The sequence below is a fragment of the Candidatus Poribacteria bacterium genome (assembly GCA_026706025.1).
Classification (GTDB): domain Bacteria; phylum Poribacteria; class WGA-4E; order WGA-4E; family WGA-3G; genus WGA-3G.
This window is the reverse complement of record JAPOZO010000049.1, coordinates 1-25,596: the sequence shown is the minus strand read 5'-3', so window position 1 is coordinate 25,596 and position 25,596 is coordinate 1. Positions and strand designations below refer to the sequence as shown.

Annotated in this window: 23 protein-coding genes; 14 read left to right on the top strand and 9 right to left on the bottom strand. The window is 48.6% G+C overall.

Annotated features, from left to right (window positions below; translation table 11 throughout):
- Nucleotide 1 precedes the first annotated feature (1 nt).
- From OXH00_09985 to OXH00_09940, 10 genes are all read left to right on the top strand, one after another.
- Complete coding sequence (locus OXH00_09985; protein MCY3741336.1) at nt 2-1,408, top strand: carboxypeptidase-like regulatory domain-containing protein; 1,407 nt, start codon at nt 2-4, stop codon at nt 1,406-1,408.
- Nucleotides 1,401-1,796: a hypothetical protein gene (locus tag OXH00_09980; GenBank protein MCY3741335.1), complete on the top strand. Its 396-nt coding sequence runs from the start codon at nt 1,401-1,403 to the stop codon at nt 1,794-1,796. The genes OXH00_09985 and OXH00_09980 overlap by 8 nt, the downstream gene beginning before the upstream one ends.
- Nucleotides 1,797-2,411, top strand: a complete 615-nt coding sequence (locus tag OXH00_09975) for a HEAT repeat domain-containing protein (GenBank protein MCY3741334.1) — start codon at nt 1,797-1,799, stop codon at nt 2,409-2,411.
- Nucleotides 2,412-2,814: 403 nt separating this feature from the next.
- Entirely contained in the window at nt 2,815-4,599 is a 1,785-nt protein-coding gene (locus tag OXH00_09970; GenBank protein ID MCY3741333.1) for a 2-oxoacid:acceptor oxidoreductase subunit alpha, read from the top strand.
- A gap of 18 nt (nt 4,600-4,617) precedes the next feature.
- Nucleotides 4,618-5,532, top strand: coding sequence for a thiamine pyrophosphate-dependent enzyme (locus tag OXH00_09965; GenBank protein MCY3741332.1), 915 nt, complete (start codon nt 4,618-4,620; stop codon nt 5,530-5,532).
- A 126-nt stretch (nt 5,533-5,658) separates the two neighbouring features.
- Entirely contained in the window at nt 5,659-6,372 is a 714-nt protein-coding gene (locus OXH00_09960) for an ABC transporter ATP-binding protein (protein MCY3741331.1), read from the top strand.
- Nucleotides 6,373-6,459: 87 nt separating this feature from the next.
- Complete coding sequence (locus OXH00_09955) at nt 6,460-7,158, top strand: heme exporter protein CcmB (GenBank protein ID MCY3741330.1); 699 nt, start codon at nt 6,460-6,462, stop codon at nt 7,156-7,158.
- A 119-nt stretch (nt 7,159-7,277) separates the two neighbouring features.
- Nucleotides 7,278-8,579: a phosphopyruvate hydratase gene (gene eno, locus OXH00_09950; protein MCY3741329.1), complete on the top strand. Its 1,302-nt coding sequence runs from the start codon at nt 7,278-7,280 to the stop codon at nt 8,577-8,579.
- A gap of 65 nt (nt 8,580-8,644) precedes the next feature.
- Nucleotides 8,645-8,932: a septum formation initiator family protein gene (locus OXH00_09945; GenBank protein ID MCY3741328.1), complete on the top strand. Its 288-nt coding sequence runs from the start codon at nt 8,645-8,647 to the stop codon at nt 8,930-8,932.
- Nucleotides 8,933-9,076: 144 nt separating this feature from the next.
- Nucleotides 9,077-9,526 (top strand): DUF5069 domain-containing protein, encoded by a 450-nt coding sequence (locus tag OXH00_09940; GenBank protein MCY3741327.1) that lies wholly within the window; start codon nt 9,077-9,079, stop codon nt 9,524-9,526.
- 105 nt (nt 9,527-9,631) lie between these two features.
- Here OXH00_09940 and OXH00_09935 read toward each other — a convergent pair whose 3' ends face one another.
- Together OXH00_09935 and OXH00_09930 are read right to left on the bottom strand one after the other, a co-directional pair.
- The gene (locus OXH00_09935) at nt 9,632-10,720 is read right to left on the bottom strand and encodes a Gfo/Idh/MocA family oxidoreductase (protein ID MCY3741326.1); all 1,089 of its coding nucleotides are present in this window, start codon (nt 10,718-10,720) and stop codon (nt 9,632-9,634) included.
- 115 nt (nt 10,721-10,835) lie between these two features.
- Nucleotides 10,836-11,501: a DUF1080 domain-containing protein gene (locus OXH00_09930; GenBank protein MCY3741325.1), complete on the bottom strand. Its 666-nt coding sequence runs from the start codon at nt 11,499-11,501 to the stop codon at nt 10,836-10,838.
- Nucleotides 11,502-11,684: 183 nt separating this feature from the next.
- Here OXH00_09930 and OXH00_09925 point away from each other — a divergent pair, with 183 nt between their 5' ends.
- Nucleotides 11,685-12,590: a hypothetical protein gene (locus tag OXH00_09925; protein ID MCY3741324.1), complete on the top strand. Its 906-nt coding sequence runs from the start codon at nt 11,685-11,687 to the stop codon at nt 12,588-12,590.
- A 39-nt stretch (nt 12,591-12,629) separates the two neighbouring features.
- Here the strand turns inward: OXH00_09925 and OXH00_09920 are convergent, their stop codons facing one another.
- On the bottom strand, nt 12,630-13,466 hold the full coding sequence (locus tag OXH00_09920) for a phytanoyl-CoA dioxygenase family protein (GenBank protein MCY3741323.1): 837 nt from the start codon (nt 13,464-13,466) through the stop codon (nt 12,630-12,632).
- A 216-nt stretch (nt 13,467-13,682) separates the two neighbouring features.
- Between OXH00_09920 and OXH00_09915 the strand changes: the two genes are divergently transcribed.
- The 3 genes from OXH00_09915 to trpC all read left to right on the top strand — a co-directional run bounded on the left by OXH00_09915 (nt 13,683) and on the right by trpC (nt 17,789).
- Nucleotides 13,683-15,629, top strand: coding sequence for a hypothetical protein (locus OXH00_09915; protein ID MCY3741322.1), 1,947 nt, complete (start codon nt 13,683-13,685; stop codon nt 15,627-15,629).
- Nucleotides 15,630-15,880: 251 nt separating this feature from the next.
- Nucleotides 15,881-16,894, top strand: a complete 1,014-nt coding sequence (trpD, locus tag OXH00_09910; protein MCY3741321.1) for an anthranilate phosphoribosyltransferase — start codon at nt 15,881-15,883, stop codon at nt 16,892-16,894.
- A gap of 43 nt (nt 16,895-16,937) precedes the next feature.
- Nucleotides 16,938-17,789: an indole-3-glycerol phosphate synthase TrpC gene (trpC, locus tag OXH00_09905; GenBank protein ID MCY3741320.1), complete on the top strand. Its 852-nt coding sequence runs from the start codon at nt 16,938-16,940 to the stop codon at nt 17,787-17,789.
- A 182-nt stretch (nt 17,790-17,971) separates the two neighbouring features.
- Here the strand turns inward: trpC and OXH00_09900 are convergent, their stop codons facing one another.
- From OXH00_09900 to OXH00_09875, 6 genes are all read right to left on the bottom strand, one after another.
- Nucleotides 17,972-18,409 carry a DUF523 domain-containing protein gene (locus tag OXH00_09900; protein ID MCY3741319.1) on the bottom strand — a complete coding sequence of 146 codons (438 nt, stop codon included), beginning with the start codon at nt 18,407-18,409 and terminating at the stop codon, nt 17,972-17,974.
- Nucleotides 18,406-19,062, bottom strand: a complete 657-nt coding sequence (locus OXH00_09895) for a biotin--[acetyl-CoA-carboxylase] ligase (protein ID MCY3741318.1) — start codon at nt 19,060-19,062, stop codon at nt 18,406-18,408. Before OXH00_09895 ends, OXH00_09900 begins: the two co-directional genes overlap by 4 nt.
- Before the next feature lie 5 nt (nt 19,063-19,067).
- Nucleotides 19,068-22,055: a tetratricopeptide repeat protein gene (locus OXH00_09890; GenBank protein MCY3741317.1), complete on the bottom strand. Its 2,988-nt coding sequence runs from the start codon at nt 22,053-22,055 to the stop codon at nt 19,068-19,070.
- 243 nt (nt 22,056-22,298) lie between these two features.
- Nucleotides 22,299-23,243, bottom strand: coding sequence for a ribokinase (gene rbsK, locus OXH00_09885; GenBank protein ID MCY3741316.1), 945 nt, complete (start codon nt 23,241-23,243; stop codon nt 22,299-22,301).
- A 185-nt stretch (nt 23,244-23,428) separates the two neighbouring features.
- A complete protein-coding gene (locus OXH00_09880; GenBank protein MCY3741315.1) occupies nt 23,429-24,406 on the bottom strand; it encodes a hypothetical protein in 978 nt (325 codons plus the stop codon).
- 160 nt (nt 24,407-24,566) lie between these two features.
- The gene (locus OXH00_09875; GenBank protein MCY3741314.1) at nt 24,567-25,448 is read right to left on the bottom strand and encodes a hypothetical protein; all 882 of its coding nucleotides are present in this window, start codon (nt 25,446-25,448) and stop codon (nt 24,567-24,569) included.
- Nucleotides 25,449-25,596 lie beyond the last annotated feature (148 nt).

Here is a 25,596-nt window from a genome sequence, read left to right as displayed (position 1 = left end):
CATGTACAAAAACGCATCTTATATGCGGTTGAAATGCAGGTCGCATTTGGGCGAGTACGCCGCAAAACCGCACCTACCAAGCGGGGCAACTGATATGCGGTTGGAAACCGTACTTATTAAGAGGGGCAACTCGCAATTTGGCGCTATCACCGTCCGGTGTCCGAGTCGTCTGTTAGCGATTGTCCTAATTTTTTTCTCTTCGCTCTCTGCGCTATATGCCCAAACGGCAGAACTCGGTGACATCCAAGGCACAGTTATTGACAGTAAACTCGAAAAACCGCTTGTTGCGCATCGTATAATCCTCACGATTCATAAAGCTGATACCGTTGAGACCAAAGAGACAACCACAGATGAAAACGGGAACTACCGCTTCGCGGAGTTACCGCTTGATCCGAATATCCACTACACGGTTTCAACTGTTCATGATGATACTGACTACACCGAGAAGGATTTGGTTCTGTCAACTTGGGTTCCGAATATCAAGATTAACTTTGGGATTGGGGCGTTTGCGGATGATAATACGCAAATCCTTGTCAAGTCGTATACTTTTATCATTGGACCTCCGCCTGCAGACCACGCTCCGGACGGTGCTGTCACAGTCGCTGAGGCAATAGGGATTGAAAACCTAAGTGATTTACCTTTTAGAACAACACATGGTACGCAAAAAGTTGGGATACATTTAACACTCCCGCAAGACACTGAAGGGTTTGAACCACATCCGCCAGTAGAACTCACGATAGACGCTGCCACCAATCAGGTTATTCTCAAAACCCCATTACCGCCTGGAGAATCGCACTTAGGCTACAACTATATTTCTCACGTTGGAAAAACCGGATTGGACCTATCCCGTCGCTTGAATTTTAACACGATGCGGTTTTACGTCTTTATTCCAGAAGGTATTGGTTTGGTGCCGCGTGCCAAGTTTTTCGGGACACCGAGACGCGAACAAATCCATGGTAGCGTATATCTAATATATGAGAGCAATGCGGATCAGACGTTCGCAGCGGGTAAAAAGATTGACTTAGCACTTAATATAAATATGGGTGTTGCTCGTGGTGCTTTACCGGAGCAGACATCCAATTTGGGACAGTTAATTCTTATCGCTGTTGCTGCGGCGTTAACCGGTGGATTTTTCGTGGCAGCACTTTTCAAACTCCGTGCAGCCAACAATACGACAGAACCTGATACGGATGATGCGTCAGCACCTCCGGATGCAGGTTGGCTTCTTAAACTAAGCCCTGACGATCGCGAACATGTGCGCGTCGCAAGGCTTGAATTTATAACGCATCTTGATGATAAGTACGAGAGGCAAGAGATCTCGGAGCGTGTCTATAAACGCTTGCGCCGAGAGCAAACAGAACGCCTCACCACACTCTTAGAACAACAAAAAAGGGGAAACAATGCATAGCAAACACCACATCGCTGATTTGATAGTCATGTTGGGTCATTTAGACGAAAACGTTCGGGACACCGCGAAGGCAGAATTGATTGCCATAGGTAAACCGGCTATTCCGCAGCTCATCGATGTTCTTACCCAAGAGTGCTGGCATATATCCGGGTATGGTGCTGAGTTCTACACCCATATCGAAGAGTCTGCTATTCCGGTTTACATGGAACAGATGGCGAATAACGCTTCGGAGATTTTGGCAGAAATCGGAGAGTCCACTGTCCCGGCACTGACGGCGGAACTCACCAGAGCCGAACGCGAGTTCTCGGAATGGTTTTACAAGTACTTACGACCCGAACAGACGGACCGTCTTATCACGATGTTGGCGTATGTTAAGAAAGGCGAGTAAATGGAGACGGAACACATTGTAGCCGATTTAATCTATGATTTGTCAGAGTTGGATGACGATATCCGTGAGGCTGCAAAGGAAGAGTTAGTTGCTATAGGTGAACCTGCGATTCCGCAGCTCGTTGAGGCACTCGCTGATAATCTTGGCGATGTGGTTGAACAAGCCACTGATGTCTTGGCTGCGATTGGTGAACCGGCAATACCTGCGCTTATTGAGGAGATGGCGGTCGCTGAGCGGTACCACGCGCTCGCTCTCGGTGATACGCTGAGTCGTATAGGTGAACCAGCGGTACCGGTTTTGGTTGAAGCGTTATCTGATAAACTCAATGAAGAGTTCCGCGAATATGCAGCTCGTGCGCTCAATCTGATGGGGGTTTCGGCAATTGGTGCGATGCCTGCACTTATTCAGGCTTTGAACGATCCGTCGGATGATATTCGGTCTTATGCTGCATACACGTTTGCTAAGCTGGAGGGTGCGGCAGCGGCTGCGGTGCCTGCGCTTATCAAGGCACTTGCTGATGAATCCGAAGAAGTCCAAAACCATGCGGCTTTTGCCTTAGAAAAAATTGGAACCCCGGAAGCGAAACAGGCACTTGAAGCGTTCAGCCAAGCGTAATGGAGAACAACAAAAGAGTTTTTCCAAAGCGCGCTATAGACCTGTACCCTGATGTTCGTCAATGGTTGGAGAATTTTCTAAAGGACCGCTTTCGACAACCTAAATAGACACACTCTGATAGGAGGTGCAGGTTTGTAAAATTTGCTGTATAATGCATTCCGTTGAGAGTTAAAAAACTTGAAAAAATCGCTCAGATATGGTATAATTAAAAAAAGTAGAATGTTATATGTGTTGTATGAAGATTAAAAATAAGGTGCAAATATCGCAATGTAACTAATAAACGAATCAATTTGCTTATTTGTCCACCACTCTGGTGTTGTTGGGTTTACTGAACTGCGGTGTATCTTCAGTAAATTGTGCTACATCAGAATGGAATACGAAAAATTATTAGAAGGGAGCCAAGATGGCAAAGTACGATTTTGCAATCGCCGTAGGAGGGGCACCCGGGCAAGGTATCGAAACTGCTGGTAAAAGCATCAGCCAAATCTTTGCCCGGTATGGGCTGAACGTTTTTACTTACACCGCCTATCAATCCCTCATCCGTGGCGGTCACTCCTTCCTGACTATCCGAGTCAGTTCTGAACCAATCGCCAACCATGGCGACAAAATTGACTTGATTGTTGCCTTAGACCGGGACAGTTTAGAGAAGCATTTGCCGCACGTTTCACCCGGTGGTGCACTTATCTATAACAGCGATGATGTCAAACAAGAACCGGAACGTGATGACATCCAGTTGTGCCCTATTTCCTATAAAGAATTGACGAACGATCCTGATAGAAAAAGGTTAATGCTGAATGTTTGTGCATCCAGTGTCGCTTTGCAGTTAGTCGGTGTGGATTTAAGCCTGCTTGAGGATATCATTATCCGCGCGTTCCTCAAACGCAAGGGGCAAGCCGTAGTGGATGCGAACGTTGCTGCTGCGCGGGCGAGTTACAATTACGCCGCTGAACACTTTACACCGTTTGATGTCCAATTTGAGAAACAGGATCCGCCATTGGCGTTCGGTAGTGGTAATATGTTGATGGCAATGGGCGGTGCAGCCGCAGGTGTCAAATTTTACGCTGCCTATCCGATGAGTCCGTCAACAGGTATTCTCCACTGGATGGCCCCGAATGCTCGCGATCTCGGTATTATCGTCCGTCAATGTGAAGATGAAATCAGCGTTATCAACATGGTCATCGGTGCTGCACACACCGGGGCACGCGCAATGTGTGCGACGTCGGGTGGCGGTTTCGCACTCATGTCGGAAGCGATTGGCAGTGCGGGCATGATGGAAATTCCGATTGTTGTTGTTAATGTTCAACGCGGCGGTCCCTCCACAGGTTTACCGACCAAAACCGAGCAGGGCGATTTATGGCAAGTTCTCGGCGCGAGCCAAGGTGATTTTCCGAAAATTGTTGTTTCACCTACCAGTATTATGGACGGGTTTAATACGATACCTGAACTCTTTAACCTCGTTGACAAGTTTCAGTGCCCCGGCATGGTACTCACGGATTTGTCGCTGGCGGAAGGTCACGCGACATTCGTGCCGGATTCTATCAACTGGCAGCCGGAAATTGACCGCGGGGAATTAATCACCGACCAAGGGCAGCCAGATGGTGAATATCTGCGTTACCAAATCACAGACAGCGGGATTTCGCCCCGTGCTATCCCCGGCACGCCTGGGCACATGCACGTTGTGGCTACCGACGATCATGATGAAGATGGGGGTCTGATTAGCGATGAATTCACGAATCCTCACAAACGTCGTGACATTATGGAGAAACGGCAACGGAAGATGGAAGGCATCGTTGAACTTCTCCCGCCTCCGACGCTTGAGGGCCCCGAAGATGCCGAAGTCACCCTGATTGGGTGGGGATCCACGCATGGTGTGATTAGTGAAGCGGCACAACAGTTGGCCGAAGCAGGCATTGCTACCAACCATATCCACTTTAAGTGGCTCTATCCGATGGATGAAGATGCCGTCAACGAAGTGCTTGCGAAATCTGCGTATTCGATTATCGTTGAGTGCAACTACACCGGGCAATTCGCCCGTTTCTTACGGGGTGAGACTGGCTTTAAGGCAGACAGTCACATCCGCAAATACGACGGTGAACCGTTTATGCCGCACCACGTTGCTGATGGAGCCCGTGAACTTCTGAACAGTAAAACGGATCTTTATGTCCCGTATCAAGAGATCGTTGTGTAACAAAGGAGGATGAATCAGATGGCAAGAAGCGCGAGAAGATCGAGAAGAGAAAGACCTGTTCAAGGCGCGCCGACGGCGCGAGATTTTAAAGGTGATGTTAACCCAGATTGGTGTCCCGCTTGTGGTGATTTCGGTGTACTGAATGCGTTACAAAATGCTTATGCGAAACTCGGGCGTGGCAATCATGATCACTTGACAGTCAGTGGGATTGGGTGTTCCTCTAACCTTCCTGGTTATGTCAAAACGTATGGGATGCATACGCTACACGGTCGGGCTTTAGCAGTCGCAACGGGTGCTAAATTTGCCAATCACGAGTTGAATGTTGTCGTCACGGGTGGTGACGGTGATGGTTACGGCATCGGCGGAAATCACTTCATTCATACGATGCGAAAAAATATTGATCTCCTCTACATCGTCATGAATAACGAGACGTACGGGTTGACAGTCGGACAAGCCTCACCGACGACTATGGTAGGAGAACAGACGAAAAGCACGCCGTTCGGTAATTTAGAGACACCTCTGAATCCGGTTGCGATGGCAATTGTCGCGGGTGCGACTTATGTCGCAAGAGCCTTTAGTTCTGACGCAAAACAACTCGCGGAATTGATGTATAACGGGATGCAGCACAAAGGGTTTGCATTCATTGATGTTATCAGTCCTTGTGTGACCTGGAAGGGAGGGGCGCAGGTAATTTTCGATCATTGGAAAGAGCGGGTCCAATACCTTGAAGATCATGACACAAGTGACAGGGCCGCTGCAATTGAACAAGCGGTCAAGACGGGTCATGAAACGCAGCTTGGGTTGTTCTACCATGATACAAGCCGCCAATCATTGGATGAAATGGAACCCGTTTTAAAAAACGGACCTATAGCGCATCAACCGCTGAGTATTACCCAAGAACAGGGTGACGCGATTGTCCAGAGAATGATGTAAAGATGAACGGAGGCGATGGGTCATTGTGCTTGTCTATCCGTTTGATTTATGATATTGGCTGTCGGGGCGGGTTGTCTCCCGCCCACTGCCTTTTTTTATTGCCTACTACAGGGGCGTTCACACACCATGCGTCTTCGTGCTTCCCAACTCACCAAGGACTTCGGACATCGCTCGATTGTCAAAAACGCCACGCTTTCGGTTAACCCCGGAGAGGTGGTTACGATTTTCGGACCCAACGGTGCCGGTAAAACGACGTTCATCAAAATTCTCGCAACCCTCCTGAAACCAACCTCTGGGAAACTTGAGATTGAAGGCACGGACGCAATTGCGGGATACTCAGATGTGCGGAGCATGCTGGGTGTTGTTATCCATGAGATGCTCGCTTACCCGACATTCAGTCCCTATGAGAACCTCAAGTTTTTTGGAAATATGTACGGCGTTAAGCAGTTAGAACACCGCTGTATGACGCTGCTTACCGAAGTCGGTTTGCAACGCTTTGCCCACGAACCCCTGCATATCTTCTCACGCGGTATGACGCAGCGTTTTATGATTGCCAGAGCTCTCCTGCATCATCCTTCAGTGCTATTACTCGACGAGCCTTTCTCTGGATTAGATGCTTCTGCCAAGCAGTTTGTTTTAGAGCGTATTGCTCAGGAAAAGCAAAACGGCAAAGGTATCGTGATCACGACACATAATACAGAGTTGGGGTATCTCGTAGGTACACGATTTTTCTTTATGATAAACGGGGAACTGGAAGAGATCGCACAGAAAGACGAAATTACGGCAGAGGCGTTATTGCTTATGTACGAAGAGAAAATGCAATCAAGTCTTTCTGTCTGAACTATTGAGGAAATAACCGGCACAAATTCCTCGAAAACCCGTTTCGGTTCTCACTGCGAAGCAGGACGAAACGGAGCGAAAACCGCCATGATAAAAAAAACACTCCGTCAGATTGGTGCGTTGATTCGCAAGGACCTTGGACTTCAATTCCGTTCAAAAGAGACGCTGGTATTGATTTTCGTTTTCAGTGTGTTAGTTGTTCTCATTTTTGCTTTTGCGTTTGGTCCGATTTTCCCTGAAAAGGTAGAACGTGGCAAATTAGCCGCAAGTGTTCTCTGGACAGCGTTTGTTTTTGCAGGAATTATTACCTTGAATCGTTCATTTGCAGTGGAACGTTCTCACGGGGCTCTGCACGGCATTCGGCTTACGGGTGTTGATGCGAGTAACCTGTACCTTTCCAAAGTTATCAGCAACGTCGTTTTTCTATTTCTATTGGAAATTGTTATTACCCCCATCGCGCTTCAATTCTTAGATTTGCTTGATGTGGTGACGATGGGCATATTACTGAAGCTGCTCGGCGTACTAAGTATCGGTACGCTTGGGTTTTGTGCCGTTGGTGTGCTATTAGCGGGCATGTCCACAAGTACAAACGGCGGCGAAAGCCTACTCTCCGTCATTTTACTCCCCCTTGTTATTCCAATCATTATGGGCGGTGCAAAATGTACCGTTTCGCTTTTGGTGACCGGTGGGTTGAACGAGCGGTTTTGGCTGAATTTGCTCATCGGGTGTAGTTTAGTCTTTTTAGCATCCGCGTACCTACTTGCGGATGCTGTTATTGAGGAATAGTGTGTCAGTTATCAGTTATCAGTTTGCCTCGCAGTGAGAGTTAAGAGCGGCTTGACTGTGTTAGACGCAGTGAAATTTAGACTCAGAAACCAACTTTTACCTTCATAAGGAGAAATGCTTTGTCAGAAATTATCCATATCCATGCACGCGAGATATTAGACTCGCGTGGTAACCCAACGGTTGAGGTTGACGTTAATTTAGCATCAGGCGCATTCGGACGTGCTGCTGTCCCTTCTGGTGCGTCTACAGGCGAACACGAAGCGGTTGAGCTGCGCGATAAGGATGCCAACCGTTATTTGGGAAAAGGCGTTCAGAAAGCCGTTGAAAACGTCAACACTGTGATCGCTGCTGCCCTTGCGGGGGAAGATGTCTTTGCTCAGAACGAGATTGACACCGCTATGTGTGAACTTGACGGTACAGAGAACAAAAGTCGTCTCGGCGCGAACGCGATTTTAGGTGTTTCTTTGGCTGTCGCGAAAGCGGCGGCAGATGAAGTGGCACTCCCGCTCTATCGCTACATTGGCGGGTCAAATGCGAAAGAGCTTCCCTTGCCGATGATGAATATCCTGAATGGTGGTTCTCACGCTGATAACAACGTTGACATCCAAGAGTTTATGGTGATGCCAGCGGGAGCAGAGAGTTTCGCTGAGGCACTCCGCATGGGTGCCGAAATCTTTCACAGTCTCAAAGCGGTCTTACAGGCACGAAATTGTAATACCGCTGTCGGCGACGAAGGTGGGTTCGCGCCAGATTTAGGATCTAATGAGGAAGCCATCGCGGTGATCATTGAAGCCGTTGAACGTGCGGGTTATGTACCCGGTGACGATGTGCTTTTAGCATTGGATGCTGCCTCAAGTGAATTTTACAATCGAGATGCTGGTACTTATGAATTAAAAGCGGAGGTACAGCCAACTAAATCGCCTGAAGATATGGTTGCCTTTTACACGGGACTCTGTGAGAAATACCCAATCATCTCGATTGAAGATGGTATGGATGAAAACGATTGGGAAGGTTGGAAACATTTGACCGAGGCGATCGGCGATAAGGTTCAACTTGTTGGTGATGACCTGTTTGTTACCAATACGACTCGCTTGGCGCGAGGCATCGAAGAGCAGATCGGCAATTCTATCCTGATTAAAGTCAATCAAATCGGTACGTTGACAGAGACACTTGATGCCATTGAACTCGCACGGCGTTTCAACTACACAGCTGTTGTTTCACACCGATCGGGCGAAACCGAGGATACGACTATTTCTGATCTCGTTGTTGCAACGAACTCAGGACAGATAAAAACAGGATCGCTTTCCCGTACCGATCGGGTCTGTAAATATAACCAACTCCTCCGCATTGAAGAAGAGCTTGGAGATAGTGCTATCTTTGCTGGGGAGAAAGTCTTCTATAATTTGGCGGATCTCCGTTAAATGCTTGCATTCGTATAGCGACAGCCGCTGTGTTGTCCGAAATTATGCTTTTCAAAGGACACTTTATGCGCATTTTTCGTCCTATCCTATTTCTGATTGCCCTTGCTTTGCTTGTGGTCAGCGTCAGACAATTCATGAATGGTTATAACGACTGGCAACGAGCGCAGCTCGCTGAGGAAGCCTATCGCTCCGAGATACGGGGATTGGAGGCTAAGCGCGATCGGCTAAAGCAACGTGTTGAGATGTTGAAGAATGACGAGTTAACAAAGGAACGGCTCGCCAGAAAACGACTTGGCTATATTCGGGCGGGTGAACGCAAGTTTAAAGTGGTTAAACCTGACGCTGTTAAGTGATTTGTAACTCCCTTTAAATTTTACTTGTTTTTTTTCTGTGCGCTGCTATAATAGCGTAGAATTTCGCATAACAGGCAACGACACCTGTTGTGTCGATGGTACCGACCTATTACTCAACGTTCAAAGTAAGGGAGGAGAAACAGAATGTTCGGAAGAAAGAAAAAACAAATTCCAACGATTAGTTCCGGGGTTGCGGGACCGCTTGGGGTGTTGCATCTCCCACGCTTCTGGTCGAAAGTGCTAATGGATGCCAAAGGTGTCCTCCATGAAGATTATCCCGCATGCGGCGCGGGCTTCGATCAGATGGTGTTAGATGGACTCGGACTGGATAAGGATGCTACACTGGCATACATTAGCGACAATTTGCCCTCTTATCCACAGTTTGAAGCGTGGGTCTTGGAACAGAGTGGCGGAAGCCTTGACCAAGCGGCAGTCGATGAACTGAACGCCGCGATTACGGGCTACAATCACGACGATGATACCCGCGGCAGCATTCTTGGTGCAAGCGGTATTAACGACGACGGCTCTATCTTAGACGCTGTTAATCTCAATAACCTTGATGACTGGTATGAACTTCACGCCAATTTGGATTAAAGCGTTTAGAAATTTCATGTAGGCGCGGAAAGCGCGCCTACATGAACACCTCTCTGTTTCCTTCCTAATTATTTTTTCTCTTTTCTCGTTAGTTCAATTCTCGTATCAACAACAGTCCGGAGACGAACAATTTCCACAATTTTCTGCTTCTGTCGTCAGTTCGATTGCTTTACCCGTTGCGGAAGATTCAAGTCCGGCAAGCAGAATTTCAGTGACGTGCCGCGCCGTGTAAACATTTGAGAGTGGCGGCTGCGTCCCTTCACGGATATGTTCGGCGAAATGTGCGTGCATCCCGCTCGGTGCAGCGTCTGAACAATCAATCGCTTTAACATCAACGGGTGCATGTTCACGCGTGTAAGAGGTGGGGGTCAATTGACTAAGTGCTGCGCCATCTTTACCTGGCATCGTGAGTTTTCCTGCCGTGCCGTGTACACTCCCCTCACCCGTGCGTGCTGGATCGCACCAGCTCGTCTCGGCAGTAACAATTCCGCCTGATTGCATTTCGAGCACGAGCGTCGCGACATCCTCTAATTCGGTCGGTTTGTCGAACGTAGAAACGAAGCCGGTCACCCGTCTGAAGGTACCAAGCATAGCGACAAGACTGGAAACGGCGTAAACGCCCATGTCAAAAAGTGCGCCGACACTTGCCTGTTTCGCGTCGAAAAACCATAGATCGTCGCCTGTTTCCCCGAAGATGTCGCGGATTTCTGCGTAATAGATCTCAGGTCCGCCGTGGCTACTTCGCATTCTCGCCCCGGATACGCGCCCGATTGCGTTCTCGGCGATTAATTGGCGAATTTTATAGATAGCGGCGTTGAAATGCGGGAGGCACATCACCGTTTTACCGCTGGCTTCGGCGGCTTCGACAAATTGATTTGCTTCATCCATCTCGCCGCAGAGCGGTTTCTGCATGAGCACATGCTTGCCTGCCTCCAACGCTTTGACACCCCACGAAACGTGCAAAGGATGTGGCGTGCCGACCAGTATTGCATCAAGCGCATCATCAGCGATGATTGCGTCGTAATCCTGTGTCCAGCGGGGTATGTCGAACTCTTGACATTGATGTTTGAGACGGTGTTCGCGTCTACCGCCGATGACACTAATTTCAAAATCAGTGCCTTGTGCGAGATCCGGAAGATGCATCCGGCAGACGATACCGCCTGCACCGATGACACCAAGTTTGAATTTTTGCATTTTTTTAATTTTCCTTCTACGCTACTGTTGGAGCCAAGTATAAAGATCGCGAGCTCGTTCTACCAGAAACTGGTAGTCTGTAAGCAAGGTAGTTTGTGATTTACACCCAATAGTTTTAAGCCGGTTTGAGCACAACATTGCGGAAGGCAACAGGCCCGTGGTCGCCTTGTAACATCAATGGACCGGCGGTGGCTTCATGTTCTATCATTGCCCCGCGCGTGCAGCCTACGACCTCAACATCTTCATGGGCGATCTGTCCATTCCAGACGATTTTGACAAAGGTAGCATTTGCAGTCTTATTGCCATCGGCATCAAATTTTGGTGCGCGGAAGGTGATGTCGTACGTTTGCCACTCGCCTGGGGGTTTGCTTGCGTTCACACGTGGCGGTACGCCGTCTACTGGCTGATTATCGATCCAGCGACAATATACGCCGCCACAGGAGCCGTAGCGCAGTTCTGTCTCACCCCAACTGTCCAGTATTTGGATTTCGTATCTACCCATGAGATAAACGCCGGAGTTAGAGCCTTGTGGTACCATAAACTCCACGTGGAGTTCACAATCACCGTATTCTGCTTCGGTGTAGATCTCGGTGGTCGCCGTATCATTAAAAAAAAAAAAGATTCCTTCACCGGTTGTCGTTGTGAGCAGTTTTGCGTCGTCAGGGTTAAGAGCGACGCTGCCAGCAGCATCCCATTCATGTTGTGGCGCGCCACCTCGTGCAAGCCAACCGTCCATGTTTTTACCATTGAAAAGATCTATTCCATTTTCGGCTTGAGACATAAAAATCCCTCCCACTTTTCCATGCGTTTGGCGAAGCGTTAAAGGCACAATGAGCAGGTTGGGTGCATTTAAAAAGTTTTGACATATTTCGCCAAATCAGGTATGATATTTAACTATCAGAGACTATTTAGTAAGCAACATAGTCAAGCGACTTAAAAAATTGTACAAGGACAATAAAAATTCATGAAACAGGTTTTCTTATTTTTAGGATTAGCCCTACTGATGGGAACGATTGCCCTTTTCGCACTCTGTGGCTACGATAAGATCGGGACACTCTACGCGGCACCTATAGAGAATGATGCATCTAACACAAAAACGCCGTTTGCTGAAGGTTGCAACAAGTGTCACGGGACCGAACCCGCCTATCAAGAGTGGCAACACGCGGGACACTCACACGCTCTTGTCAACCTGATTGAAGGTCCGTATGAGGTGCAGACATCCTGCCTGAGCTGTCACTCCGCTGGTTACGAAGTCTTTAGTGAGCGGGTCTATTCGGGGCATACCTATAATATAGAGACAGCGGTGAATGCTGTTTCTTGTTCTACGTGCCATTCCCACGCGAGCAAATCGGAACATTTACTGGTGCAACCCGCGAAAAAGTTATGTGTCAGCTGTCATAAAATGGACTGCGGTTGTGCGGGTGCTGGCATCGTTCACCAATCCCAATCGGAAATGTTCCTCGGACGCGAGGGCGCCGGTGTGAAACGGATGCCGTCGCCGCACGTCCGCGTGATGAAAAAGCGGTGTGTGCAATGCCACATGGCGAAAGAGGACCCTAAGGCGGTTGCGAAACACGGGGGACATACATTTATCGCTGACCTATCGGTATGCAGTACTGCGGGGTGTCACGATAGTGCGGATAATAGCATGGAGACGAAGTTACCACAATATCGTGCTGAGATAGAGGCGAAGATGCAAGCCGTCAAAACGATGCTTGACGCTGCGCCTGACAAAACTTCACAAGACTATCTGGACGCAAAACTGAACTACGACATGGTTAAAGGCGATAGCGGGTATGGGCTTCACAATATGCCGTATGCCAATGCACTTCTTGATTATAGCCTTTCGCTCAAGAGCAAGCTTGAATAGTGAGCGGTGCACATCCGCACTTTACGCGTTTATGCGTTATTACGCTTCCGAATTGAGCGTAGCGCGCAGCGGTACATCTTGGTCTTGCGGTATATAATAACTCATCGGATCGCTGACGACCCCGATTAATTGCTTCTGGATCGAGTTGCATTTGGCAACGAGTTCGTCAGGCATCGTGATATAATCCATCGGTTTGACCCAGCGATAGGCGTATCCCATGAAAATGGTTTTGCGCGGCATACCCGACCAGTTGTGTCCGATACCGTGCCATGTGCGTTGTTCAAAGAGGAAAGCATCTCCGGCATTGACATTCATAGAAATAGCACCGCGTGCCCAGCCCGTCTCTGGATCGGTTGGGGGTTTGCCTGTCAATCGGTTACTTCCGGGTACCAGCACAGTCGCGCCAGAGGCGGGATCGGATTGGTCGCTGATAGCGTAAGCAATCTTAAGCATGATTCGAGGGTGGGGTTCCTGCATTTCGGCATGTGATGTCCCACCGTCACGGTGCAAGCCAATACGGTTTTTTACTTTAGGTGGTGGTTCCTCTTTTGAAGGCAGTACAATCAGATGGGATGTAATCATCTGTACGTTCCAATTCAGCACGCCGTAGGCGAGTGGCACGGTTTTCTGCCAATCAAGGAGTTGAAGGAATGCTTCGTGGTGTGTGATGCAGTTACGGAGATTCAATTTACCGCCTGCTTCAAGATTCCCTGCGGCTTCTTCTTTGGCGTAAACCTCGTCGACAGCGGTATCAATTTCCGCGACGACATCAGCGGGCAAGGCATTCTTAATCAACAGATACCCGTTATTTTCGACAAATTCCTTGTGCTGTGGTGTAAAGATGGCTGTTTCGGCAGCGTCAGTTATAGTATCCATAAGATTTATCCTTTAATGATATTGAGAAAGTGGCCTCGATCTGCGAATCAGGATCCTAATCATGCTATACATTATATAGGATGCCCCGAAAAAAATCAAAGCAATTTTATTTTTTGAGCATGTGACGTTTGACTTTCAGGATGTGCGTAATCTTACGCGCCATTAAATGCATCTACGGGCAGACGAACGTATGAGAAAGAGAAAGCACCCCGCGATTTGAAGAGCGAATTGACTTCAGAATCTTATAGATTCAGAGAACCTTCCGAACAAAATAGTCGAAACATTAAGTTTGGTGCCTCATGGCGAGCGATTCTACTCGGTACGCTCCTTATCATCCCGAACATGTACTGGATTCTGGACTCTGCCGGGCAAGGGTATCCGACGACTATTTCTCTCTATTTTAACGTCATTTTCTGCGTTTTTGTTATCACGGGTGTTAACCTCGTCTTGATACGGGTAGCCCCTGGGATCGCTATGCAACAGGGCGAATTGCTGACGGTTTACGTCATGCTGGCGATTGCGTCTTCGCTGGCGGGCCACGATGTACTTCGCGTCCTGATTCCGATGATTCCGTATGCATTCTGGTACGCAACGCCGGAAAATGACTGGGCAGACCTGTTTCATCGGTATATCCCCGATTGGATGGCTGTTAAGGAGAGGCTTTTTTTAACGGAGTATTATCGCGGTGAGACAACGCTCTACGAATGGGAAACTGTCCAAGGTTGGCTGACGACAACAGTCGCTTGGGGCGGTTTCCTATGCGTGATGGTATTCCTGATGGTGTGTATCAACAGCCTCGTGCGGAAGCAGTGGACGGAACACGAGAAACTGAGTTACCCCATTATCCAATTGCCGCTTGAGTTGACAAGCGGTGGTAGAACGAACTTGTTGACAAATAAGATGATGTGGCTTGGGTTCGGGATTGCTGGGGCAATTGACATTCTTAATGGGCTTCACTATCTTTATCCGAGTGTGCCGAGTTTGGGGGGTAGGCTCTACGATTTACGTCCGTTCTTTACACAGAAACCGTGGAGTGCAGTGGGTTGGACCCCTATTGCTGTTTTTCCGTTCGCGGTGGGCATCGCTTTTTTTATCCCGCTTGACCTGTCGTTTTCATGCTGGTTTTTCTATCTCTTTTGGAAGGTAGAGCGCGTCTTTGGAGATGCCTTAGGCGTGCGGGGCATGCCGAATTTTCCTTTCACGGATGAGCAATCTTTCGGGGCATATCTCGGCTTGTTTGTTATTGCTATTGTAGCGACGCGAAAGCATCTTGCACAAGTTGGACGTAAGTTATTTAGAAACGACCCGCGTGTTGACGATTCAGATGAACCGATGTCTTATCGAGTCACGGTGTTAGGGCTTCTCGCAAGTCTTATCTTTATCGTCGGGTTCTGTAAAACAGCGGGTATGTCTGTCTGGGCGATCCTCGTGTTTTTTGGCATCTATTATGCGATTTCTACCGCGGTAACCCGAATGCGTGCGGAACTCGGTTCGCCGGTACATGACCTGCACTTTATTGGTCCTGATGAGATGATGCCCCGTATCTTTGGAACACGACTACTCGGTCCACACAATTTGACGATAATGGCGTATCTCTTCTTTTTCAATCGTGCTTACCGTGGGCACCCGATGCCACACATTTTGGAGGGATTCAAATTAGCGGAACGTACCGGAATTTCTAATAGACGCTTGTTAATCGCGATGTGCATTGCGATTGTTATCGGTACATTCGCCTCATTCTGGGCGTTCTATCATATCTCTTACATTGAAGGCGCACGTGATTGGTTCGCGGGACGACCTTTCAACCGGCTCCAAAGTTGGTTAACTTCGCCGAGAGCACCAGATGTGCCAGCAATTGTTGCAATGTGTGTCGGCTTCCTCATTACCGGTTTCTTGATGGTAATGCGGATGCGACTCTTTTGGTGGCCCTTTCATCCGGCTGGATTTGCAATCTCCAGCAGCTGGTCGATGAACGTGTTTTGGTTCTCGATCTTGGTGAGTTCCGTCATCAAATGGATTATTCTTCGGCACGGTGGTGTGAGCGCACACCGAAAACTTATTCCGTTCTTTCTCGGTCTGATTTTAGGCGAATTTATCGTTGGCAGTGTATGGAGCATCATAGGGGTTACGACGAACCAACCGATGTACCGGTTTTTATTTTAATAGTTTTCAGTTTTCAGTTATCGGTTTTCAGTTACTTTGTTGTAGTAGCAAAGTTCCTGTGGGGGCTACAAGAAAATTGAATGCCAAACGATATTAATTGATAGCCAAGTGCTGACTGCTGATAGCCATTCACTATTTTAAATTGTGAGGGAAAAGATTTAGCGCAGGTCGCATCTTCTTGTAGGAGCGAGCTGTGCTCGCGATACCCGCATCACAAACGCGACATTGAAATAACACCAGGAGGAAATTACATGATTCGAGAAGCGATTCAGCAGGTTATGGCAGGAAATGACTTAACCGAAGCAGAGATGATTGAGACGATGAATGAGATCATGGAAGGTAAGACAACAGACGCGCAGATCGCCTGTTTTCTTACGGCGCTACGGCTCAAAGGTGAGACAATAGAGGAGATTACGGGTGCTGCGCGCGTCATGCGTGATAAAGCTACGCCTGTTCCGACGAAGCACTCATTGGTTGTTGACACGTGTAGCACGGGTGGCACAGGTCTGAGCCTTTTCAATATCTCGACAACTTCCGCTTTCGTCGTTGCAGGAGCAGGTGTGCCGGTCGCGAAGCATGGAAACCGAGGCGTAACACGGCAGAGTGGCAGTGCGAATGTGCTAATGGCGTTGGGTGTGAATATTGAGATTAGTCCTGAACACGTTGGGCAATGCATCGATGAAGGCGGTATCGGGTTTCTGTTTGCCCCGGCATTGCACGGTGCGATGAAATATGCTATCGGACCGCGCCGAGAGATTGGCATCCGAACCATTTTCAATGCGTTAGGTCCGCTGACGAATCCGGCAGGTGCGCAGGCACAGGTGCTTGGCGTTTACGCGCCAGAACTCACTGAAACGCACGCCAATGTCTTGAACAACCTTGGATGTAGACGCGCCTTTGTCGTGCACGGAGATGACGGGTTGGATGAGATCACGACGACGACAACAACGCGTGTCTCTGAACTACGGAACGGTACTGTCAAGACTTACACGCTTGATGCAACGGCATTCGGAATTCCGAATGCAGAATCTGCTGCGCTCTTGGGGGGTAGCCCTGAAGAAAACGCTGAGATTACAGTTAATATTTTGAGCGGTGAAAAAGGCCCCAAACGCGATATTGTTGTGCTAAACGCTGGTGCCGCGATTGTTGCGGGTGGGAAAGCGGATAATCTTGATGCTGGCATTGAACTTGCGTCGGAATCTATTGATTCGGGTGCGGCACTCGCGAAATTAGAAGGACTCAAGCGCGTTTCAAACAATTTTTGATTATTCGCGAAGCGTTAAATAGAAACGAAGTTCGTAGTCCGTAATGAAATGGAGGACGGATAGATGGAACGCACACGGCAGTTCAAACGTCCTTCGTTACTCCGCAAGGAAAATTAAGAAATTGATATTAGACACAATCATTGCACATAAACAGAAAGAATTAGCAGCTGAACAGGCACAAATACCACTTGCGAGGTTGGAAGCGGCGATTACGAATCTTCCGCCAACGCGGGATTTTCGGGATGCTATCACAGGGAGCGGGGCGGTCAAACTTATCGCAGAAGTGAAAAAAAAGTCGCCCAGTAAAGGCATTATCCGTGAGGATTTCCATCCGGTGTCGATTGCCGAAACCTACGTCGAAAACGGGGCAGCTGCTGTTTCCGTACTCACAGATAAACATTTTTTTGCGGGGGAACTCGACTATCTGCGCGCAATTCGCGACACTGTTGATGTGCCACTGTTAAGGAAAGATTTCACGATTGATCCATATCATATCTACCAAGCGCGTGTCGCGGGCGCGGATGCGGTCTTACTAATTGTAGCAGCATTGACAGCCGCACAGTTACGGACATTCATGGATGTCGCAGCGTCGTTGTCACTGGCATGTCTGGTGGAGGTGCATACACGTGAAGAATTGGCGATTGCGTTGGAGGTAGAGGCGCAGATTATCGGTATCAACAACCGTGATTTGCGTACATTTCACACAGATATTGCGACAACATTTCAGTTACATGAAGCGATCCCAGCGGATAGGGTTGTGGTGAGTGAAAGCGGTATCTATTCGCGTGAAGACGTAGTGAAGCTGCAAGAAGCCGGTATTCATGCGATGCTTGTCGGTGAGTCGTTGATGCGGAGTCCTGACATAGGAGAACAGGTTCGTCGTTTAATCTCTTAAAATTAGAAACTACCAAGACTTACGCAAATTGAGCAAAAAGTGGCAATTTCCGTATTTTTAACCCCCTAAAGAATCAGAATCAACGGTATGAAGCCCGTGTGGGCTTCCCCGGGTATGAATGCCTTATGGGCATTCCCCGCCCCTTATCAGGGGGACTTTAAGAGGGAATGCGTAAGTCCTAACTACATGGAAGTAACGGTAATACCGTGGCGTTTCAGGAGGGCAGTGGTTACGCCGTCGCCGGTTGTGAGTGTGCCTGAGAAAGTGCCGTCGTAGATGTCGCCGCACCCGCAGGACGGACTCTTTGCTTTGAGTATCACTTGCGTTGCGCTGTGTGATTGCGCAATGTGTAAGGCGTAGTGTGCGCCCTTCAAATATGCCGCAGTCACGTCTGTCCCATCAACAGTCATGACTTTTGCTTTACCGTTTAGGACATCATCCCCATCGCCACCGACTATTTCTGCGGGCGGGCGCGGTGTCGGCAACCCACCCGCCTCTTCCGGACAGACGGGGATCAGATCGTCCGTCTCTTTCTGTTTTATTGCTGATTCGTTTCGGCTGTCGCCACCGTCGTATCGGCAGCGAACGCCTAAAAGACAGGCACTAATCACTACTTTCATTTTTCCTGCAATTCCTCAAACTGCTTCATGATTAAGTCAGTCTCACCGGCTTTCAGCTGCAAATAGGTATCTTCTAACTGGCGGAGTGTCGCATGTAGCAGCGAAGCACGACAGACCTCGGTGTTCTGATCTTCAGAATGCTCACACGCTATCCGCACAGAAGTTGCGGTTTCGCGCAATTCCGGTGGAAAATCCTCCAAACCGATATTGACATTCACGCCGAAACCTAAGACAAAAAACGGGTGCTGCTGCGCGTCATAAGCGAGTTCTGTTAGCACACCCGCCACCTTTTTTTGTCTAATACGGACATCGTTAGGCGGTTTAATCTGCGCTTCAAGTCCATGTGTTGTCTGGAGTGCGCGTGCAATCGCGATTGCCCCCACAAGATTCGGGAGTGCGACTTGGTCACGCAGCAGCCGGTGTCTCAGGATAACTGACACAAGAAGGCATTTGCCCGGTGGTGCTTCCCATTTTCTGCCATATCTCCCACGTCCAGCGGTTTGATGTTCCGCGATGACGAGTGTTCCCTCTGCCGCGCCTGCTTTGCCACGTGCGATTGCAATATCGTTGGTGGAGCCAACTTGCGAGTGATGCTCAATCTGGCGTCCGATAAATGAAGTCTGAAGTGTCGCGCCAAAGTCCTTAATGTCCATAGGTACTACTGGCGTAGGTGTTTTTCTGCCTCAATTTTCCACTGCTCGGGTGGGTTGAGTTCAAGGAAGCGTTTCCATTGTGCTTTTGCTTGCTTGCTTTTTTCTGTGTATTCATACATTAATGCGAGGTTATAGTTCGCTGTCAAATTGTCCGGTGCCAGTTGTATTACGCGTTCAAACTGTTCCGCTGCTGAACCGAGTAAATCCATACTGAAGAAGTTATTCGCGTAATTCAGCAGTGTCGGTACATGCGTGTCGTCTAAAGCGAGTGCCTTCTCTAAAGTCTCTTTCGCGGCGTTATAATCCAAAGCGTGGGCGTAGTAAAGCTCTCCGAGGCGTTGATACGTCTTAGCGGCAATATCGTCCCCTTTTTCAGCGGGTTGTTGAATCAGTGCTGCTTCGGCTTCGTAGTGTTTGATTGCCGCCTTCCATGCCTGCTCCCATTCTGCGATTTTTCCGAGATGTAGGTGGATTCCCCTATATTTTGGCGCGTAAGAGAGCATGCGTTCAAAAGCCTCTCTCGCGGGGCGGTGTCGGTCAATTTCGAGATAGATAACGCCGATGTTATAGTTTGCCTCGCGGTTTTTGGGTTGAAAGAGTGCTACTTGTTTGAAATCCTCTAAAATTTGGCTGTAGCGGTAGAGCGTTTTACCAATCTGCCGATAGCGAAGTGTGAGCATTCCGCGGTAGAAGTAAGCATCCACGTAGTCGGGATTCAGGGCAATAGTTGTGGTGTATTCGTTAACAGCCATCTCGGCGTGTTTGTGATAGTCCTCTCCGAGCGTTTCAGCGTGCCGGTCGAGTAGACGTGCGTAACTGTAGTGCCAATCGAAGTTGTCGGGGTTGTAATGGTTCGCCAATCCGTAGTATCTGATTGCGTTCTCACGTTCGTCTCGTTTTTCAAAGATAACGGCGAGGAGATGATGGATTTCAGGATGTTCGGGTTCAATTTCCAGCGCGGGTTGATAGATACGAAGAATGTTATCCTCATCGTTGCGTTGGCGATAGATTGCCCCGAGACGGAAAAAGGGTTCAACTTCCGTTGCCTTGACCCCTTGCATCGGGGTTTGTAGGCTACGCCCGATGTCGTTTTCAATCAAGGTCGTATCAAGCGTGATTGTTTTCTCGTAATGCACGATGGCGTTGTCTATCTCACCGTTTTCTTCAAACAGAATTGCTGTGTGGTAATGTGCTGCGACATCATCAGGACGCAACCGAATCGTTTCGAGGAATGCGGGTAGCGCATCGTTAGGCTGCTTTAGCGAAAGGTAGGACAGTGCCAAAAGGTAGTGTGCTTCAGTGGTTTCAGGCGCGATCTCAATAAGTCGCTTTAGGGTATCAACTGCCTGCTGATGTGCTTCGCGTCCACGGTATATGTGCACCATTTTGAAAAGCACGTCCGGTCGTTGTGGGTCTAATGTCAGGGTGCGTTCATAAAAAGTAATCGCGCTGTCTGTATCGCCGTTTGCTTCGTAGCTTTGCCCAAGAAGATAGGTCGCACTAACATCTTCGGGAAATAGCAGCAGGTGGATATTTAGAGGTTCAATGGCATCTTGATAGTTTTCTTCATCGAAAGCACGCTGTCCCTGCACGATGAATCTGTCGGCTAACTCTGGATTCAATTCCAATGCGCGTTTGAAGTAACCTATCGCTGTATCTATATTCCCTTGTTGGTGGTGGAGTTCACCAAGTTTAAAATAAGCATCGAGGAAACTCCCCAAGGGGAGCTCAACTTGCAAATAACTTGCGTCGGCTTCAATTATTTCAATTGTTTTCTCATAATGTTGGATCGCTTTTTCGATGTTGCCTGCATCGGCTTCAATAGTGCCTGCATAAAAGTAGGAACGCGGATCGTTGGGAAGGACGAACATCGCTTTCTCTATAATTGGCATCGCTTGATCGGGTGTCATTAACCCTGCGAAGTAAGGTTCCAGCGGTTCATAGAAAGTATCCTTGAGACTCGGCATGACGGATAATGCTTGTTGGTAATGGTGTAGTGCGGTCTCGGTATTGCCGCTGGTGTAGAAGATTTCTCCGAGCGCGAAATGTGATTGCGCATGCGTTGGTTCCGTCTCAATTGTGCGTTGATAGAGCTGAATCGCGCCATCCGTATTGCCTTTTTCATTAAAGATAACCGCGAGTTCGTAAAGGTCTTGCGCGGCGTAAGGTTGATGCTGTGCGGCTTTGGCGTATTCTGTTAGGGCGTCATCGAAAAAACCTTGTGTAGCGAGGACTTGTCCGAGTTTGATGTAAGCGGGTACGAACTTTTTCTTTTGATGTGTAATGTTTTCAAACGCTTCGCGAGCGCGATCTGTTTCGCCTTGTGCCAAGTAGACTAAACCGATACCGTATTGTGGGTATTCCCATTTCCGGTTTAGTTTTCGTGCTGTCTCAAAGGCTTGAAGTGCTTCTATATAATTTTGCTGTTTCAAGTGGATATCACCGATACGATAGTAAACTGGGTAATAATTCGGGTTTAAACGGACGCAAGTTTCAAATTCCGCAAGTGATTTTTGAAAATAGGCTTGCGAGCTTCGCCCTACATCGCTTTCGCCTTGTTGTTGATAGATGCCACCCAAATTGAAACGTGCCCAAAACAGATCTGGTTCAATTTCGAGGGCGCGTTGTAGATAGGTAACCGCTGTGTCAAAGGTTTCATCGGTTTTCGTAGCCCCAAGGGCGTGGACGTATCCTAAGCCATAGTAAAATGCGGCGTTCATTGCAGGAGAAGCGGACTGTTGTCTCTGAGAATTATCTTTTGCTGTTTCATAGAGCGTTAGGAGTGTGGCGAGTCGTCCCTGTTTTTGCCATTTCAGGATAAATTCGCGGTGTTTCTCGGCAGGCTTCTTTTTTTCTCGGAGGACCTTTGTGAAGTCTTTCCTTATGTTCGTTTCCCATTTTTCTGCAGCGGTGGAAACTTGTGATAAAGATATAGTAAATACTAAGTTTATAATTAGTACTATCAGTATGGGATTTAGGCGTATGTTTTTCATTTTTTTAATTTTCCTTGATGGATTGTAAGTTGCGTTTTTTCTACTTTGATATTGTTATACCAATTCTGATTGATTATTTTTATTAAAAGCATCTATTCCAGTGCGGTTAGGAATGCAGATCGCATGAATCAACGGTATGAATGCCTTATGGGCATTCCCCGGGGTGTGTACACTGCAAAACTGCACCTACCGGGGTCTGGGTCAACGGTGCGGTTAATGGAACATAAACTTTTAGAAATAGTATTATTTTCCAGATGCTAACAGATGTTCAATTTTCGTTCGTGTCGGCATTGAAGGTGTCGCGCCAACGACGGTGACTGCTGCTGCGCCTGCGGCATTTGCAAACGCAACTGCCGGATGTAAAGTTTCACCGCTTGCTAAGGCGGTTGCGAGCGCGCCACAAAACGCATCCCCTGCGCCTGTGGTATCTATGGGTTCAACAGACAGGGCGGAGACACGTTCGGATGTCGTTCCTGTCAACGTCAATGCCCCTTGTGCGCCGAGGGTTAGCACAACGGCGGCGTTTGTGGTATCCACCATACGCGTGCGTAACACCTCCGCTGCCCGACTTGCTTCTTTTTGGCTGCTAACTTTCATCCCCGACAACAATTCCGTTTCGGATTGGTTCGGGGTGAGGATATCGACGTATTTCAAAAGGCTATCCGGCAGCGGTTGCGCAGGTGCAGGGTTTAGTACCACTGTCGTGCCGTGTCTTTTGGCAATTGCTGCTGCGTGTTCGGATGTCGCAATCGGCGTTTCCAATTGTAGGAGGAGCACATCCGCTGCTGCGATACAATCCGCGGCAGCATCTATATCTGCTGTCGTGAGTGCCATATTGGCGCGTGGCACGACGATAATGCTATTGTCGCCATCCGGTTCAATCACGATTGTTGCGACGCCTGTGCCGATGTCTGTACGTCTTGTGACAAACCTACTGTTAATATGTTCGTTTTCTGCCGCGGCGAGTAGCATCTCTCCGAAAGGATCTGCACCGACACTTCCGATAAGCGTGACTTCGGCACCTAACCGTGCTGCGGCAGTCGCCTGATTGAATCCTTTCCCACCTGTAAATATATCAAAGGCATTGCCGATGATGGTTTCGCCTTTATCGGGTCGCCGCGATGCGTGGCACACCAAGTCGATGTTCAGGCTGCCGACGACGGTAACTTTCGGTGTTGCACGGTTCATCACGACTTGCTCCTGTTCTATTAACGATTTTTGATAATTATAGTTGACATAAGATGCCGTTGTCAAGGGATTATGGGAATTGGCAGTTATATCCGTGTGTTGAAATCTGAACTGTGATTTCTATGATTAATATGATTTTCGGTTGGGGGGATTGTGTGGGAATGTGTTGTCTCGCGACGGAAACGTTACCTGCTGTGTGTGTTGTCTACTTTCAGTGCGCCCCAGAGCGTGGTGAGTTTTTTCGTGGGTTCCACGGCGTATGTTGCGCTTGTCCAGTCAAAATGCTGGACAATACCATCGAGTAAAATCAGAATTTCCTCACGCGGCGAACCGTCCAGAGGCACGACGTAGGTGCGACGAGGAGAACCATGCACTGTATAAACAAGCGACTCCCCATCGGGGGTCCAATCCAGATTGCCTATAGGTTTTCCATCATCCAGTGCGATTGTTTTCACGTGTCGGCGGGGGTGTATTGAAACAATGGAGATTGCGACTTCCAGTCCCCAAACATCATGAAAAAAAGCGAGGCGATTCCCGTCGGGAGCGAACACAGGATCAGATCCGAAGTCTATGCCGCTGGTGGCACCTGTTTTGACATCGTGGATCATAACTCTGTTCATGTGTTCAAAGGCGATAAATCTGCCATCAGGTGACCATCTTGCGTGAAGAGACTCTCTTTCGACGAGCAGTTCCGCTTTCGGTATCGCGTTTTTTAAATCATGACTGCGAATGAGGTAGACACCATACTTTATGCCCTGATGTAGTGCCGTGTCATAGTTTGTAAAAACGACATCCCCGTTTTTTGAGATGTCTATATCCCAGATAGCATCAAAACGGAGTTTTGTCAAGTTTCGTGCCCCTTCCCGAAGCCTCCGTCTATCTATTATGTATGCGTCAAAAACGAAAAAAGGGTCTAGGGTTTCCGCAACAAAAACGATAAAGTTGCCATCGGGTTGGACTGCCAGATCATAGATGTTTTGTGGGTGTGTATAGATTTTTCGTGCATGGCGTGTGTTCTGCACGTTGGTGATCCACATTTCCGATTTTTCGTCATCGGGATAAGGGACAAAGATCGCTTCTGCGTTGAACTCAGCCTGCGTTGTTGTCAGGGGCAGGAGGCACCCGAGGCAGCAGATCAGGCATAAGGGACGAAGATATTTCATGGGAGCTCCGGTGGTTCTGTGTCTATTTTTTTGGGCATTTCCATTTCCATTGGAAACTCGCCGAGTTCAATGAATGTCGGGGTTTCGCCCAGTGAAAAGCGGGCAGTTTTCCAAAGTTGTAATGGGTTCTGATTTCTGTGAGGTTAATGTCCAAAGCCCACTATGGTGAGGGCTTTGAGCTATTACGTTTTTTCCATTCTGTGTAGAACTCGTCCAAACCTAAATTCGGCGGAAGGGGCTTTGTGCGCTGAAGTTCTTCCCACTCGCGTGTGAATTGTCCCCGCTCCGCTACCAATTCCCGCTTCGCTATCGCCAGACTTTCTCGGTTTTTCTTGAGGTCCTGCGCCGTCTGTTCTATTTCCTCAGGAGACTTAACGGTGCCGTACTCCGCGACGTGCCTAAAAAAAAGATCGACCTCCTCGGCAGGCTGCGTTTTCAAAGCCTCTTTCCGCGCAGCCTCGAGTTCTTCGGGGGACATACGCGCAAAAGCCGCTAAGAGATTTTCGCGGTGTCTCTTTGAATCCGCGAGAACGGCATCTCCATGGGCTAATTCTTTTTTCGCCAATGCGATGTCCTTTTCTTTTAGTGCCCTTCTCCGCTGGTCCCATTCGTCATACCGCTTCGCACGCGCCAGAGGCGCAGCGGTATATTCTTCATGGATTTCCTTGGCGACATCCAGCGGCAGCCCTTTGAAAGGCCCTGTGTGCACAACTTCCACCGTGTCGTCGGATATGGAAACATCGCTGTCATCGGGCGCGTGCCCAGCGGGTGTCTGGGTCTCCGTCTCGGAGGGGACCTTTAGCAACGCAGGGGTGGATTGGGCGGTACCGTTTCGTTTGGCAGCCGCTGCTTTTAGGTGCTGAACTTCGGCGCGGGCATCAGCAATGTGTTGCCTCAGCCTTGCCTCTCTGGCACTGTCGTTTTTACCATCCATGTAGTGAAGAAAGAAGGCAGTCGCCCCAGTAGCGACGACAACCGTTATAAAGAATTGGAAATGAGAGTATTGCAGCCTGGGCTCGGTTAAAAAACGATAAAGACTCATGAGTCTATCTCCTATAGGGTAGTTCGCTTGTGCCTCGCATCTATCCGCGTCCAGACAGAGAGGCTTTTGACACTGTGGTGGTTGTTATTTAAATGAGGGTGTTTCATAAATCGTTAATTTTTATCGAGAGACGGTTTTGATATGTGTA

Coding starts and splice junctions, on each gene's coding strand:
- OXH00_09940 (MCY3741327.1), top strand. CDS start 9,077: ATGTTCGGAAGAAAGAAAAAACAAATTCCAACGATTAGTTCCGGGGTT.
- OXH00_09980 (MCY3741335.1), top strand. CDS start 1,401: ATGCATAGCAAACACCACATCGCTGATTTGATAGTCATGTTGGGTCAT.
- OXH00_09955 (MCY3741330.1), top strand. CDS start 6,460: ATGATAAAAAAAACACTCCGTCAGATTGGTGCGTTGATTCGCAAGGAC.
- OXH00_09895 (MCY3741318.1), bottom strand. CDS start 19,062: ATGGACATTAAGGACTTTGGCGCGACACTTCAGACTTCATTTATCGGA.
- OXH00_09900 (MCY3741319.1), bottom strand. CDS start 18,409: ATGAAAGTAGTGATTAGTGCCTGTCTTTTAGGCGTTCGCTGCCGATAC.
- OXH00_09930 (MCY3741325.1), bottom strand. CDS start 11,501: ATGTCTCAAGCCGAAAATGGAATAGATCTTTTCAATGGTAAAAACATG.
- trpD (MCY3741321.1), top strand. CDS start 15,881: ATGATTCGAGAAGCGATTCAGCAGGTTATGGCAGGAAATGACTTAACC.
- trpC (MCY3741320.1), top strand. CDS start 16,938: ATGAAATGGAGGACGGATAGATGGAACGCACACGGCAGTTCAAACGTC.
- OXH00_09880 (MCY3741315.1), bottom strand. CDS start 24,406: ATGAAATATCTTCGTCCCTTATGCCTGATCTGCTGCCTCGGGTGCCTC.
- OXH00_09925 (MCY3741324.1), top strand. CDS start 11,685: ATGAAACAGGTTTTCTTATTTTTAGGATTAGCCCTACTGATGGGAACG.
- OXH00_09875 (MCY3741314.1), bottom strand. CDS start 25,448: ATGAGTCTTTATCGTTTTTTAACCGAGCCCAGGCTGCAATACTCTCAT.
- OXH00_09945 (MCY3741328.1), top strand. CDS start 8,645: ATGCGCATTTTTCGTCCTATCCTATTTCTGATTGCCCTTGCTTTGCTT.
- rbsK (MCY3741316.1), bottom strand. CDS start 23,243: ATGAACCGTGCAACACCGAAAGTTACCGTCGTCGGCAGCCTGAACATC.
- OXH00_09935 (MCY3741326.1), bottom strand. CDS start 10,720: ATGCAAAAATTCAAACTTGGTGTCATCGGTGCAGGCGGTATCGTCTGC.
- OXH00_09970 (MCY3741333.1), top strand. CDS start 2,815: ATGGCAAAGTACGATTTTGCAATCGCCGTAGGAGGGGCACCCGGGCAA.
- OXH00_09890 (MCY3741317.1), bottom strand. CDS start 22,055: ATGAAAAACATACGCCTAAATCCCATACTGATAGTACTAATTATAAAC.
- OXH00_09985 (MCY3741336.1), top strand. CDS start 2: ATGTACAAAAACGCATCTTATATGCGGTTGAAATGCAGGTCGCATTTG.
- OXH00_09960 (MCY3741331.1), top strand. CDS start 5,659: ATGCGTCTTCGTGCTTCCCAACTCACCAAGGACTTCGGACATCGCTCG.
- OXH00_09975 (MCY3741334.1), top strand. CDS start 1,797: ATGGAGACGGAACACATTGTAGCCGATTTAATCTATGATTTGTCAGAG.
- OXH00_09920 (MCY3741323.1), bottom strand. CDS start 13,466: ATGGATACTATAACTGACGCTGCCGAAACAGCCATCTTTACACCACAG.
- OXH00_09965 (MCY3741332.1), top strand. CDS start 4,618: ATGGCAAGAAGCGCGAGAAGATCGAGAAGAGAAAGACCTGTTCAAGGC.